This is a genomic window from Nocardia vinacea NBRC 16497 (assembly GCF_000308835.1).
Classification (GTDB): Bacteria; Actinomycetota; Actinomycetes; order Mycobacteriales; family Mycobacteriaceae; genus Nocardia; species Nocardia vinacea.
In genome coordinates this window covers 25,284-39,067 of the sequence record NZ_BAGN01000234.1, presented here as the reverse complement: position 1 = coordinate 39,067, position 13,784 = coordinate 25,284, and the positions used below count along the sequence as shown (strand labels likewise).

Sequence of the window (13,784 nt, the reverse complement as noted above, 5' to 3'; positions counted from 1 at the left end):
GCCGCCCCGACGATCTGCTGGGGCGGCGTCGACGAGAGGACGTCAAAGGGCGCTGTTGAGCTTGTTCAGGCGGTCGCACGCCTCCACGTACTCGTTGATCAGCCGGGCGATCACATCGGCGGAGCGCTCCACCTTGTTCATCATGCCGACGACCTGACCGACCGGATTGAAGTTCACATCCTTGGCGGCTTCCGGATAGCGGTGCCCGCGCTTGACGCCGTCCAGGGCCACCATCATCTGCAGCGGCATGGGCAGCGGATCCGGATTCTCCGGCGCCTCCCAGGCCTCGGTCCAGTCATTCTTCAGCATGCGGCACGGCTTACCGGTCCAGGACCGCGAGCGCACGGTGTCCTGGCTGGTTGCTTCGATGTAGGTCTGCATCTGCGCGGGCGGCACATTCGCCTCCTCGACGGTCAGCCACAGCGAGCCGGTCCACGCACCCGCCGCGCCCATCGCCATGGCCGCGGCGACCTGCCGACCGTTGCCGATACCGCCGGCAGCCAGCAGCGGCATATCGCCGATGGCATCGACCACCTGCGGCCACAGCACCATCGAGGAGATCTCACCGCAGTGCCCGCCGCCTTCGGTGCCTTGGCAGACAACGAAATCCAGGCCCGCACGCTTGTGGTTGAGCGCATGCTTCACCGAACCGCACAGCGCGCCGATGAGCCGTCCGGAGCCCTGGATCTGCTCGACCACATCCGGCGGCGGTGTGCCGAGGGCATTGGCGACCAGCTTGGCCTTGGGATGGCGCAGGATCACCTCGATCTGCGGTGCGACAGTGGTCGCGGTCCAGCCGAGAAGTTGGTTGTGGCGCTCACCGTCGGGCAGATGCGGGACATTGTGGTCGTTGAGGAGCTTCTCCGCGAAGTCCCGGTGCCCCTGCGGAACCAGTTCCGCCAGTTTGGCTTCCAGCTGTTCGGGGGTCAGGTCATCGATTCCCTTGCCCTCGTACTTCGACGGAATGACGAGGTCGACGCCGTACACACCGTGCACATGGTCGTCGAGCCAGGCCAGTTCGACCTCCAATTCCTCAGCGGTGAAGCCCACCGCACCGAGCACGCCGAGTCCGCCGGCATTGCTGACCGCGGCCGCCACATCGCGGCAATGGGTGAAGGCGAAGATGGGGAATTCGATCCCCAGCCGGTCGCAGATTTCGGTACGCATGGCGTGCTGGTCTCCCTACTTGCTCAGCAGCCGGATCACAACGGCTGACGAGTGCTGGAACGGGTTGCATATTTGGTCACCCGCCCGCGCTGCCGATTCGGCCGACTGCCGCAGATATCGCCATGATGCGGCGGTAGCTTGGTCGACAGGCGCGGACGCCTGACTTCGAATGTAACACGTTCTAGTTTTCTCGGGGTAGCCGTTTCAGCCGACTGGATCGGAGTTCCGCCGTGACGAGCCGGTAGCCCAGGTCGAGGTGGGATTTGTCGAGCAGCTCGGCATGCCGGGTGGACCATGCGTCAGTGGCGAGATCGTCTCGGAGTCGGTTCAGTCCGTCCTGCAGTAGTGCCGCCGGTGTCATCGCCAGCATCGACATTCCCGCGCGCACGGTTTCGTCCAGGTACGCCTCGGGTCGCCGCCAGTACGCGCCGCCGAAGCCGTCGACGCAATCGTGCGGGACCAGGATCGGGGTGATCGATACGTCGCCGAGTAGGGCGGTGAGGCGCGGGAGGGGGACGGCCAGGCGCGCATCAGTTACGGCCGCGGCGGGCAGATAGTCACGGACCAGCCAGAATTCGCGGTAGATGGTGTGGTCCCAGGTGAGGATGACGATGCGGCGGCGGGCGATCCGTTTCAGTTCGGCGATGCCGCGATCGAGGTCGGTCCAGTGGTGCACGGTCAGGATGGCCAGGGCGGCATCGACGGCATCGGTATGGATCGGCAGCTGCTCGGCGACCGCCTGTACCGCGGGGGCGGCGGCGGGTGGACGTTGCGCGATCATCACCTCGCTCGGCTCGACCGCGATCACGGTGCCGGTCGGCTCGTAGGATCCGCCCCCTGCGCCGATATTGGCGACGGAGTCCATACCGCACACCGCGTCATCGATGACCGCGGCGATGCGCGGATCCGGTTGCCTGGTCCGGGCGTACGTCTGTCCGGTGTGGTCGTAAAGAGCCATCGTGTCGCCCACCCGTCGCCAGTCGATCGTCTCAGCTTATCGACCGGCGGGCGGGCTATTCGCCAGGTCAGCCGGCGGACTGCTCCAACTCGGCCAGCGAATCTTCCAGACGGTCGAGCAGGCTGTGCAGTCGCGGCACGCTGCGGCGGCAGCCCACGATCCCGAAGTCCAGACTGTCGACGTTGGTGGTGAGGGTGATGTTGACGGCCTGCCCGTCGAACGGAATCGACATCGGGTAAGAGGCGTCCAGGCGCGCGCCGTTCCAGTACTGCGGTTCCTTGGGGCCGGGGACATTCGAGATGACGATATTGAACGGCGGGTTCGTGAACGACAGCATGCCGGGCAGCAGGGTCAGGGCAAGCGGGCTGAGCATCAACCCGGATAGCGCCATGGTCTGGATGGGCGAGAGCGAGTTGTAGACCTCTTTGCTGCGGCGCATCGATTCGCTCACCACGCGCAGCCGTTCGATCGGATCGGCGATATCGGTGCCGAGATTGCACAGGATCGCGCCGACCTTGACGCCACTGGCCTCGGCATCGTCCTCATCGGCCCGCAGCGAGACCGGGACCATGGCGATCAACGGCTTATCGGGCAATGCATTCTGTTCGATCAGATAAGCGCGCAACGCACCCGCCGACATCGCGAGCACCACATCGTTGACGGTCGTGCCGGTCGCCTTCTTGACCTGCTTGACCCGCTCCAGCGGCCAGGACCGGACCGCGCACCGGCGGGCGCCGCCGATCGGCACATTGAACATCGAGCGCGGCGCCTCGAAGGGCATGGTCAACTGTTGCTGCACCAATGCGGCGCGCGCGACCCGCAGCGCGGTGGGCCCGGAATTGGCAGCCGACAAGAGATTTCGCGCGATCCCGCCCAGCAGCGAGCCCGACGGCTCGGTCTTGCGCTTCGACCGAGGCAGGTTCCACGGCACGCGTGTTTCGGTCGCCGTGGGATCGTTGGTGAGCGTTCGCTGCAGCACTCGCTGCGCGGTGACGCCATCGATCAGCGCGTGATGCATCTTCGAGTAGAGCGCGAAGCGGCCGTCGTTCAGGCCCTCCACCACGTGGATCTCCCATAGCGGGCGGTGCCGGTCGAGCAGGGCGCTGTGCAGGTCGGAGGCGAGTTCGAGCAGTTGATCGAAGCTGCCGGGACTCGGCAGCGCCGATCGGCGCAGGTGATAGCCGAGTTCGACGTCCTCGGCCTGAGTCCACGCCAACTGCGGTGCGCCGAGCCAGGTTGCCGGGCGCTTGCGGAAGGTGGGGTGGAATTCGTTGTCCGTCAACAACTTCTCGTGGGTCAGCCGCGCGAAATCGGGCCCGGCGTCCTCCGGTGCCTCGAATAGTTGTAGCGAACCGACGTGCATCGGATGCTCGCGGGATTCGGCGAGTAGAAAAACGGCATCGATCGGAGAAATGAGCTCCATGGTCTGTCGCCCCCTGACGACGGTGTGGTGCTGAGGTTTTTGGTGAAAGGAAAACGACCACGATGTCGATAAGGGCCCGCACAGCCATGTCCCCTGTGCGCTGTCCTCAACCCTACTGAAAGGCGCGGATTCGCGTTCGCCGAATCAGCGATCCTTGACCAGGAGCAGGTACGCCTGGCGGCCCCGCTCGCCGGGATCCGGTTCTCGGACCAACCGGGCGGTCGGCGTGAAACCGGCCTGTTCGGCCAGCGTGGCGAGCCGATCCGGTGACCATCGGTAGGCGGTTATCACCTTGTGGTCGAACGGTTCCGCGTCCTGGACATCTGGTGCATGGAAGAACGCGAGCAGTGCGTGCCCTCCTGCCTCGAGTACCCGATGAAACTCTGCCAACACAGCGGGCATTCGTTCGGGCGGCAGATGGATGAACGAGTACCACACGAGAATTCCCGCGAGAGTGGCGTCGCCGATATCGAGGTGCTCGAGCGAGCCCTCCTCGAAGTCGAGTGTCGGATACTGAGCCCGCGCCGATTCGAGCAGCCGCGGTGACAGGTCGATCCCGAAGATATCCAGGCCGAGCTCGGACAGGTGCGCGGTCAATCGGCCTTCACCGCACCCGATGTCGGCCACTCGACCGCCGTGCACCAGCTCCGCGAATATGCCGAGCATGGCGCGGTCGAACGGCTGTGTGGCCAGGTGATCTTTGACGAATTCGGTGTAGCGGATGGCGATATCGTCGTAGGCGGCGCGGGTGTGCGCCACGTCCGCGGGATCGGTTCGACTGTTCGCTGTCACTCCGACATCATTCCACTGCGAAGCCCCGCGACAGGTATGCGGCGCAACGGTTTTTCGAGGTGCAGGGCCGCATCGCAGGTTGCCGAGAAGCGCGGCGCCGCCCGCCACGACAAAGGACGCCGTAGGAACACATTTCGTCGAACCCCACCGACGCGGCGCCGGTCTGACCTTCAGCGCGTGAGGGTGCTCAGGACTGGGTGACCGGCGTCGCTGCCGGTTCCTCGGCGGCGCGGGCGCGGGCGGTGCCGAGGATCGAGCCGAGAATGACCAGCGGGAAGCCGATGCCCATGCCGACGGTCAGCGGTTCGTCCAGCAGGGTCACGCCGAGCAGGATGGCCACCGCCGGATTGATGTAGGTGATGACCGTGGCGCGGGCCGGGCCGACCTCGCTGATCAGTGCGAAGAACACCAGGAACGCTGCGGCTGTGCAGATTGCGGCCAGCCCGAGCACCGACCACGACGCGTCGGCGGTGAAATGTGTTGGCCTGCGCAATACGGCGAACGGTGTGTAAATCACCGCGGCCAGAATCAGTGATCCGGTGACGACACCGAGCGGCGGTAGATCGGCGAGTGCGCGGTTGATGATGATCGGGCCGACGGCGTAACCGATGGTGGTCAGCCCGATGGCGCCGATGGCGGCGGGCTGGGTCAGATCGATATCGAAGCCGACCAGCACAGCGACCCCCGCGAATCCGATGATCAAGCCGATGGTCCGGCGTGCGTCGAAGCGATCGTGTGCGAAGGAGTACTTGGGCCACACTTTTGCACCGACACCCTGAATGGGTTTGGACAGGATCACCACTCCGACCAGCGGAACGGCGGCGATCAGTAGCCCGACGGTCGAGCTGTTCAGTGTGGTCTCCGCGTACCCGATCAGAAACCACGGTCCGGTGATCTCGACCAGCGTGTACAGCAGCAGCGGCCGCCAGTGCGCGAGCACCGGGGCGAGTGTCTTGGTGTAGAGCGTGATCGGCAGCAGGATCAGCGCGCCGAGGAAGGTTCGGCCGAATGCCACCACGATCGGGTCGAAATCCTCGACCGCGATCCGGATCATCGCGTAGGGCACGCCCCAGATGACGCCCATCGCCAAGAACAGCACCCACCCGCGCTGCGTCATCGCTTCACCATCTCGCCCCGCTCGCTTCCGATCGAATCGGAGCTTATACGAATACATCCCATCACGGGATGGCTGGCAGCGCGATGAATTCGGCGATCGACTGGTTCCGCTACTTCGTCGGCGCCGTCGAACCGGCCGGTGCGATCGGCCTGGTCATCCCGCGGGACTGGCCGCCATCGGCCTGAGCCTCACGATGATCGGCGCCGACTACACCAACGCCTTCGTCGTCGACGGCTGCTGGCCGGTCTACACCCCGCTGATCCCTGCTGGTGCTGTTCGGGGGCGTCGGGATGAGACCAAGCGGCTGTTCGGCCGACACGCCCAGCGCTATTGGCCGGCACCCATCCGACGTCTCGACCGCTGAAAAGGATATCGGCGCAGGCCCGCGACGGTGGCGGCCGTGCGGACCTGCGCTACCGGCCGGGTCAGGGGTGACTCGACCCGCTGGTGGTGGTCGGTGCCGCGGATTGTGTTGTCGTGGTGGCGGACTCGGTGGTGGTCGGCTTCGGGGGCTGAGTGGTCGTGGTCGTGGTGGTGGTGGCCGGTGGTGTCGTCACTGCCGGTGTGCTCGGCGGCGGCGGCGTGGTGGTCGTCGGCTGACTGCTGACTTCCGTCTTCGCGGGCGCGGCTGTGGTGGTCGTCGGTGACGTGGTCGTGGTCTTACTCGGCTCGGGCGTCTTGGTCGTCGAGGTCGCTGCCTGGTAGGCGGCGGCGAGATCGGCCGACTCCGGCTTGGCTGTCTTGTCGACCGGCTGACCCGCCTGGGCCTGCTTCGCCAGATGGGTGAGCCAGGCGGCCGCGTACTCGGCGGATGTCAGCGGCTTACCGTTGTCCGGGTCGGCATCGCGCCAGTAGTCGAAGTGGTGACCGGTCGCATTGGGACCGAGTGTCTGCTGGTAGGGGTCGCTCATGATCACCGGGATGGTGTTCTGGTTCGTCACGATGAGACCGATGATTTCGTTGAACACCTTCTGCGGCAGATAGGCCAGCGGCGACATCTGATTGGTCGAGATCGCTTCCGCATTGGCCGGAGTCTGCGGTGTCTGTCCCGGCTTGTATTCCGGATCCGAAACCCTCAGCAGCACTTGGAGAAACGTCTCATCGCTCTGCATCCAGTTCGGCTGCGACTGGATATCCGCGAATGCCGCCATCGCGATTCGGCCGAGGGTAACGGCTACGTCCTGCCCGGTCGCCGGGGTGAGCCCGTCGCGTTCCAGTGCATCGACATTCAACTGCCGACCCACATTCACCACCAACTGCAGCAGTGAAATGTTCTGCGGCGCCGAGCAGGTGAGGTCGCCATCGGAGCAGAACGACGCGATCTTGCCGTTCAGTGCACCGAAGTCACCGCTGGTGCCGGGCAGTGCGCCCTGGCCCGACGTGGCTTTCGTGCCGTTCTGATACTTCTGGTCGAAGCCGTCGGGGTTGCTGTACGGATCCTTCGAACCCGGGAACGGACCCTCGCCCGCCGAACGTCCGGCGTCGGCCAGGATGACGACACCGACGACGTCGGCCGGATCGACAATGCCGTAGCCGCCGTCCTGATCGGCGGTCTGATGTCCGATCGTCATCGCGACGCGGCGCACCACGTCGGCGCCCTCGCTGTAGCCGACGATCGAGAACTTGGTGTCCGGGCAGGCCTGCGCGATTTCCCGCATCACCTGTTCGGTATTCGCGACACCCGTGTTGACGGCATCCTCGTAGCTGTCCATATTCGCCGGATACGCGATGTAGACCGCGGCATACGAGCCGGGATCGACATCGTCGGCCGGTGCGTTGACGACCGGATCGACCCATTCGCTGCTGTGATCACCGGACAGCGCCGCGGGCAACGCGTTGCCATTGGCATCGACCAGCATCTTCGTGGTCGCGGCGTCCGGCGTATCCCGACGTCCGGCGACCGAAATGGTCACCATGTCGTGACACTCCGTGACGGACGCCCGCAGGCGCGTATCGACGGTTTCGTGCGTCGATGTGATCGCCATGGACGCGGCGACAATAGCCACCACTCCCAGTGACGCGGGCGCGACGATGGCCGAAGCCATTCGATGGCGCGCGAAGAACTCCCGAAGAGCCATGTCCCGTTCCCCAATCCAAAACCGACAAGTGGACGGACAGGCCCCCCGACAGGCCGTGTGTCACGAAGGACGTCGGGCTCGAGGGCCGAATCGTTACGCGGGCGGAAAAATGGTTACGCTCGAGCGGAGTTATATATCACTATTTAACGGCACGCTTGATATAGTTACGTCAGTTAACGGCATGGTCGATGTGGTGGTTCCGCGGTGTCAGCGCCGATCCGCTCACTCATCGGGAAACTGCAGGTGAGCGATGCGTGTGGAACTCAGGGGGCCCGGGAACTGTCCGCCGGAATGGGCGACGCTGGCGGACGCGACCACAGATTTCGCAGTGACCGGCCGATGGCTGGAGACCATGGGGCCATTGCTGCCGGGGCAGCCACGCTGGCTGATCGGCAGTGTCGACGGCAGCCCGCAGGTCGGGTTGCATGCCCGATTGCTGGAAACCGCACCCGCGGAACCTCGCTACGACATCGGCGCCGTGCTGCGCGGTGAAATCCCGGTGTTCGAGCCGCGATCGGTACCACTTTCGGCATTCGAACCAGAGACGTTGTACCCGGCCCTGCTTTTCGTATTGCCCGGCTACACCTGTGTGCCCGCCGGGCCGGGTGCCGCCGACCCGGCGGTAATGGCCCGCACAGTGCAGGCCATCCACGACTGGGCGGGGCGGCACGGCGTCCGGTCTGTGTCGTTCCTGTATGTCCCTGAGCGACAACGCATTCTGCGGCAGGCGCTCGCCGAGTTCGGGGCGCGGCCGGTTCAGTTGTATCCGACCTGCGTCCGGGCGGTGGATTTCGCCGATATGGACGGATATCTGGCGCAGCTGTCCAGGCAACGCCGCCAGGACCTGCGGCGACTGTTGCGCCGGGGCGGTGAGAGCGGAATCACCTTCGGTGAGGAAGACCTGAGCGAGGTCCGCGACGAGGTACTGGAATTGCGCATGGGGTCGCTGCGCAAATATCACTCCAGCGACGACCGGCCGGCCCAGACCGCGACGCTCGACCGAATGATCCAGCATTATCCGGCCGAGGATCGGGTGGTTACCACGGCACGGCGCGACGGCCGAATCGTCGGTTTCGTCTTGTCGCTGCGCCACGGTGACTCATTGCGGGGATTGTGGTCCGGCAAGCACGGCGATGCCTACGGCACCTACTTCGTGCTGGCGTTCCACGAACTGGTGGCGGCAGCGTTGCGGCGCGGCGTCACCGAGATCGACTACGGCACGCTGAAGTGGCCGGAAAAGATCTCGTTCGGATGTCGGCTGGAACAGTTGACGGGCTACACATGGACACTCTGAACCGTCCAGGGGGTAGTCGGCTGTTCATTCCAGGTCAGATCGTTTCGCTGTTCGGCGACGGACTGGCCGTGCTGGCAATTCCACTGCTGGTGGTGCATCTCACCGACAATCCGACGGCCATGGCGCTGGCCGCCGCGCCCCGCATGGTCGGCTACTTGATCGCCGGGTTTCCCGCCGGTCCGCTGGTCGACCGGACCAACCCATGGCATGTGCTCATCGTGGCCGATGCCGTGCGGGCCGGGATTTTCATCGCTATTTTCGGCTTTACGCTGACCGGAACCGGTTCGGTCGGTGTGGTGCTCGTGCTCGCATTCGCGGCGGGAATTGCCGGGGTGTTCTTCGAGACCGCGCTGACTGTCGCGGTGCGCGATGTCTACCGTGATCGAGAATTGGTGCGCACCAATTCACGGCTCGAAACGGCAAGCCAAGCATCGCTACTGATCGGTCCCGCGATTGTCGGATTGCTTTCCGCTGCAGTGGGTCTGAGGGCAGCCCTACTGATCGATGCGGCGACGTTCGTAGTGTCCATGGTGACACTATGGAGAACCTACCGGCGCATGCCGCGGTCGACCGCTGGTGCTGACCGGATCTCGTGGCGCCGGATCGGGGCCGAATTCCATGCTGGGCTGCGCTATCTCGGCACTTCTCCGATCATGAGCTCGTTGGCGGTGCTGCAGGTGGTTACCAATCTCTGCCTGGCAGCCACGACACTGATCGTCTTCTTCGCTCACGATTACTTCGGTGCATCGCCGGGCCTCGTCGGCGTGGTGGTGGCGGCCGGCGGTATCGGCGGAATCCTCGGTGCGGCAACTGCTCCCGCCGTCATCGCCCGGTATCGCCCGGTGTCGGTGTGCGTGGCGGGAGTGCTGTTGATCGGTATTGCCTTGGCGGCCGCGAGTTTCGCGCCCGACATCTGGTGGCTCGCGGTGAGCAATGCCGTACTGGTGTGGGCCGATGTGCTCGCGAGCATTGTGATTCGCACGCTCCGGCAACAGGTCGTGCCGCGCGAACTGCTCGGCCGGGTCACCGGTACGACCCGTTCGCTGGTGTTCGCGGCCGGGCCGGTGGGCGTGGTCCTGGCCGGACTGATCACCCAGCTCGACGGCAATAATCCGCGTCCGGTCTTCCTTGCGGCCGCGGTGGTCATCGGGGTATCGGCACCGGTCGTCTGGGCCACCGGTCTGCGCCGCCACCGCGACATTCCACTCCACCGCGACGAAGAAATGGTGACCGCATGAAGCTCTACACCGGCGAGCGGCTGGCCGAATTGGCAGGTGCCCGTGGCCTTTCCGACGACTACCTGCGTGAGCTGCGGATCGTCTCGGTGGTACTGCCGTTTCGCGTCAACGACTATGTCGAGCGAGAATTGATCAATTGGGCTGCGGCGCCGGACGATCCGATCTTCCGGCTCACTTTTCCGCATCGGGAAATGCTGCCGCCCGAAGTCTTTTCCGGCGTCGCCGAACTTTACGACGCGGGCGCCACCCGGGAGGTGCTCGCCAAGGCGGGCGCGCAAGCCCGTCGCCTGCTCAACCCGCATCCCGGCGGCCAGATCGAGGCCAATGTCCCTGTGCTGCACGGTAAACCGGTGCTCGGCCTGCAACACAAGTATCGCGAGACGGTGCTGGTGTTCCCGTCCCAGGGGCAGACGTGTCATGCCTACTGCGGCTACTGTTTCCGTTGGGCCCAGTTCGTCGGCTCGGAAACCCGCCAGGCGCTGTCGGATCCGGCGACCATGCTCGCCTATCTGGGTGCGCATCCGGAGGTCACCGATGTGCTGTTCACCGGTGGTGACCCGCTGATCATGAAGACGGCCGTCCTACGTCGGTGGGTCGATCGGATTCTGGAACCGGGGCTGGACCATATCCGCACACTGCGTTTCGGTACCAAGGCGCTGTCGTACTGGCCCGCGCGGTTCACCGAAGACGACGACGCCGACGATCTACTGCGCCTGTTCGAGCAGTGCGTGGCCGCCGGTCGGCACGTTGCCGTAATGGCGCACTTCTCGCATCCACGGGAGTTGTCGACCACCATGGTGCGGCAGGCCATCTCCCGGATTCGGCGCACCGGTGCGGTGATCCGGGCGCAGGCGCCGCTGGTCGCCCATGTCAACGACGACGCCCGGGTCTGGGCGGAGATGTGGCAGCAGTTGGTCGAGCTCGGGGTGATCCCGTACTACATGTTCGTCGAGCGAGATACCGGTGCCCGCAACTACTTCGAAGTGCCTTTGGCCCGAGCCCACGACATCTACACCGATGCCATTCGCGGCGTGTCGGGCTTGGCGCGCAGTGCCCGCGGTCCGGTCATGTCCGCCCGTCCCGGCAAGGTCCTCATCGATGGCATCACAACTGTCCTGGGCGTCAAGGTTTTCGTCCTACGCCTACTGCAAGCGCGAAACCCGGCCGATGTGGGCCGCCAATTCTTCGCCCGCTACGACCCGACTGCCCGTTGGTTCGACGACCTGACTCCGGCGCTGGGTTCGCACTTTCCGGGCACCGTGCACTAGAGGTTCTGATCGCTCATCGCGTGAGACGGGCGGCCTCGCTCGATACGGCTCCGGCGATGATATCCGCCAATTCATCGGGGTGTGTCAGTTGCGGGTGATGGGCGGCTCCGTTGATGGTACTGAATTCGGTTCGTGGCGAAAGTGATTCGACCTGGGCGGGAGTGAGCGGGTCCGCGCTTCCGTTGATCACGTGGACGGGACCGGGATATTGCGCGAGCTTGGTGGTGAGTTCGCTGCGCCAGCCCGCGTTCGTCGTTGCGGCGAATAGTGTGGCGACGTTGGCCGCGACCTTCGCGCGACGCAGATCCTGGACGCTCGATTGCAGCACCGCCGCATGGTCGGGCGAGCCGGTGAGCTTGTCGGACAACGTGTTCGGATGCTGTCGACGCAGATACCAGCGAGTCAGGGGTGTGACCCGTGCCGAAATTCCGGCACTCGGCTGGAGAAAGAACGGAGCGACCAGCGTGATCGACCCGACCCTGTCGGGATGCGCGGCCGCGGCCTCGACCACCGCGGCGGCGCCGATGGAGTGACCGACCAAGTGCGCGCCGGGTGTTCGTTCGAGCAGTGCCTCGAGCCATGCGTGCCAGTCACCTCGACCGCCCGCCGACATACCGAGCCCGGGTAGGTCCAGAACCTGGACGTGGCCGATGGCCGCCGCGACCGGAGCCCAGGTGTCGGCATTGACCGGCAGGCCGGGCAGCAGCACCGTGGGCGCGTCCGGTTCGCCGATCCGGAACGTTCGCACACCGGCGTATTCGTCGAAAGCCCTTGCGGCACTATCGGTTGGCGCAGTACCGAACCGGTGCGCGGCGAGGTGGTCGGCCCATCGCAGGATGCTGCGTGTGGTGTCGGGCAGGTCCAGACCGTGCTTGCGGGCGAGTTCGTGCGCCGAGTCCGTGGGATACCGGTCGGTGGACAGGAAGGTCAGGGTCTCCGGATCGGCCTTCGTCAACCACTGCGGAAGGCGCTGCACCAGCGCGACCGGAATGCGCGTGCGCGGCACCGGCACTCGATAGTGTCGACCGACTTGTGACAGCAGGGTCGGCAGTGCGGGCGTAGCGTCGTCGAGCACCCAGTACGCCGCACCGGCGGTGGCCGGATCGGTTGGGAGCAGGGTCATGAAGCGGGTCAGATAGTCGACCGGGATCACCGGCACGAAGGTGCGGGAGTTGCCCGGCAATGCCGCCACCGTGCCTTGCCAAATCTCTTTCACGCTCGCCGCGAGACCCAGTTGCTGATCGGATTCGCCGGTGTCGCTCGGCCCGATGACGGTGGGCGGGTTGACGATCGACCACGGCACACCGAGTTCATCGGCGGCGGCCTGGAATACCGCATCGCTCTCCACCTTCGACGCCTCATAAGCGCCCAGACGACGATGGGTTCGTTCCACCCGCTCCGGGCTCCACGGAACGGTGGTCGGGTCCTGACCGCCGACTCGGTAGCCGGAGACGTATACGAGCCGGGACAGATGTGGCAGCCGCGCGGCGAAGGACGCCACCGAGCGGACGCTGTCGACATTGCCGTGCCGCGCCTCGTCCTTCGTCATCCCGAATCGGTAAGCGCCGGCGCAGTTGTAGATCTCGGTGACATCCGCCCACGCCGAATCCTCGCCCTGAACAAAGGGATCGGCGTCGAAGTCGACAATCAGCTCGGCCGGAGCCGTTCCGCAGCCGTGATCGGCCAACCACGCTGCCAGCCGCGTGAACGATTCACGGCTCCGTACCGCGGCGGTGACGTGGATCCCGGCCTGGTCCAAGGTGCGGATCAAATTGCGGCCGACAAAGCCGGTGGCGCCGAATACGAGTGCGTGGCGGGTGGCCATCACGCCACCGCCGCTGGCTGGTCGAGCAGGGCCGCCAGCAGCTGTGCCGTGCTGTGCAATGGCTCCACATCGCGTTTGGCGCGTGCCACGATCACCGCACCCTCGACCGCACTGACCGTCGCCGTCGCCAGCGTGCGCGCCGCCGCCTCCGAATGCCCTGCCGCGACCAGGTATTCACGCACCGGCCCGATCCACGATTCGAACGCCGCCGCACACGCGGCCCGCAGTCGTTCGCTGTGCGCGCCCATCTCCAACGTGACCACCGAAACCGGGCAACCGAGCTGAAAATCGCTGTCCGCGACCAACCCGGCCAGCACCTCCACAACCCGCCGGATCACCTCCCCCGGCGACGCCCCCGCCCGCGCCGTCTCGTCCAGCAAGCTCCGAAACCGCTCGGCCGCCAACTCGATCGCCTTCTCCCCGAGCTGCTCCTTCCCCTCCGGAAAGTGGAAGTACAACGACCCTTTCGGCGCCCCCGCATGGTCCACGACCGTGTTCAACCCCGTACCGCTATACCCCCGAGCCTGGATCAACTCCAGCATCGACTCCACCAACTGCCCACTCGTCTGAGCACCTTTGGACGTAACCATGAATCTCAGAATAGACCGGTCTATAGATTTTGCA

12 protein-coding genes are annotated in these 13,784 nt (G+C 65.4%); 4 read left to right on the top strand and 8 right to left on the bottom strand.

Annotation, left to right across the window (positions count from 1 at the left end):
• Positions 1 to 42: 42 nt before the first annotated feature.
• The 5 genes from ON44_RS32790 to ON44_RS32770 all read right to left on the bottom strand — a co-directional run bounded on the left by ON44_RS32790 (position 43) and on the right by ON44_RS32770 (position 5,457).
• Complete coding sequence (locus ON44_RS32790; protein ID WP_040697533.1) at positions 43 to 1,167, bottom strand: NAD(P)H-dependent flavin oxidoreductase; 1,125 nt, start codon at positions 1,165 to 1,167, stop codon at positions 43 to 45.
• A 181-nt stretch (positions 1,168 to 1,348) separates the two neighbouring features.
• A complete protein-coding gene (locus tag ON44_RS32785) occupies positions 1,349 to 2,125 on the bottom strand; it encodes a class I SAM-dependent methyltransferase (RefSeq protein ID WP_040697575.1) in 777 nt (258 codons plus the stop codon).
• A 67-nt stretch (positions 2,126 to 2,192) separates the two neighbouring features.
• Positions 2,193 to 3,548 (bottom strand): WS/DGAT/MGAT family O-acyltransferase, encoded by a 1,356-nt coding sequence (locus ON44_RS32780; protein ID WP_040697530.1) that lies wholly within the window; start codon positions 3,546 to 3,548, stop codon positions 2,193 to 2,195.
• 144 nt (positions 3,549 to 3,692) lie between these two features.
• The gene (locus tag ON44_RS32775) at positions 3,693 to 4,340 is read right to left on the bottom strand and encodes a class I SAM-dependent DNA methyltransferase (protein WP_040697528.1); all 648 of its coding nucleotides are present in this window, start codon (positions 4,338 to 4,340) and stop codon (positions 3,693 to 3,695) included.
• A 187-nt stretch (positions 4,341 to 4,527) separates the two neighbouring features.
• The gene (locus tag ON44_RS32770; RefSeq protein WP_040697526.1) at positions 4,528 to 5,457 is read right to left on the bottom strand and encodes a DMT family transporter; all 930 of its coding nucleotides are present in this window, start codon (positions 5,455 to 5,457) and stop codon (positions 4,528 to 4,530) included.
• A 193-nt stretch (positions 5,458 to 5,650) separates the two neighbouring features.
• On the opposite strand from ON44_RS32770, the gene ON44_RS51705 reads away from it, so the two are divergent.
• Complete coding sequence (locus ON44_RS51705) at positions 5,651 to 5,821, top strand: hypothetical protein (RefSeq protein WP_174415200.1); 171 nt, start codon at positions 5,651 to 5,653, stop codon at positions 5,819 to 5,821.
• Positions 5,822 to 5,882: 61 nt separating this feature from the next.
• Here the strand turns inward: ON44_RS51705 and ON44_RS32765 are convergent, their stop codons facing one another.
• Positions 5,883 to 7,535 (bottom strand): cutinase family protein, encoded by a 1,653-nt coding sequence (locus ON44_RS32765; protein WP_040697524.1) that lies wholly within the window; start codon positions 7,533 to 7,535, stop codon positions 5,883 to 5,885.
• 250 nt (positions 7,536 to 7,785) lie between these two features.
• Here ON44_RS32765 and ON44_RS32760 point away from each other — a divergent pair, with 250 nt between their 5' ends.
• From ON44_RS32760 to ON44_RS32750, 3 genes are read left to right on the top strand one after another with little or no spacing between them, the layout of a single operon-like run.
• A complete protein-coding gene (locus ON44_RS32760; RefSeq protein ID WP_040697523.1) occupies positions 7,786 to 8,829 on the top strand; it encodes a GNAT family N-acetyltransferase in 1,044 nt (347 codons plus the stop codon).
• Positions 8,817 to 10,067 carry an MFS transporter gene (locus ON44_RS32755; protein ID WP_040697521.1) on the top strand — a complete coding sequence of 417 codons (1,251 nt, stop codon included), beginning with the start codon at positions 8,817 to 8,819 and terminating at the stop codon, positions 10,065 to 10,067. The genes ON44_RS32760 and ON44_RS32755 overlap by 13 nt, the downstream gene beginning before the upstream one ends.
• Positions 10,064 to 11,335 (top strand): KamA family radical SAM protein, encoded by a 1,272-nt coding sequence (locus tag ON44_RS32750; protein WP_051182693.1) that lies wholly within the window; start codon positions 10,064 to 10,066, stop codon positions 11,333 to 11,335. Before ON44_RS32755 ends, ON44_RS32750 begins: the two co-directional genes overlap by 4 nt.
• 13 nt (positions 11,336 to 11,348) lie before the next feature.
• Here the strand turns inward: ON44_RS32750 and ON44_RS32745 are convergent, their stop codons facing one another.
• Together ON44_RS32745 and ON44_RS32740 are read right to left on the bottom strand one after the other, a co-directional pair.
• Positions 11,349 to 13,160, bottom strand: a complete 1,812-nt coding sequence (locus ON44_RS32745) for an alpha/beta fold hydrolase (protein WP_040697519.1) — start codon at positions 13,158 to 13,160, stop codon at positions 11,349 to 11,351.
• Positions 13,160 to 13,750, bottom strand: coding sequence for a TetR/AcrR family transcriptional regulator (locus ON44_RS32740; protein ID WP_040697518.1), 591 nt, complete (start codon positions 13,748 to 13,750; stop codon positions 13,160 to 13,162). The genes ON44_RS32745 and ON44_RS32740 overlap by 1 nt, the downstream gene beginning before the upstream one ends.
• Positions 13,751 to 13,784: the final 34 nt, after the last annotated feature.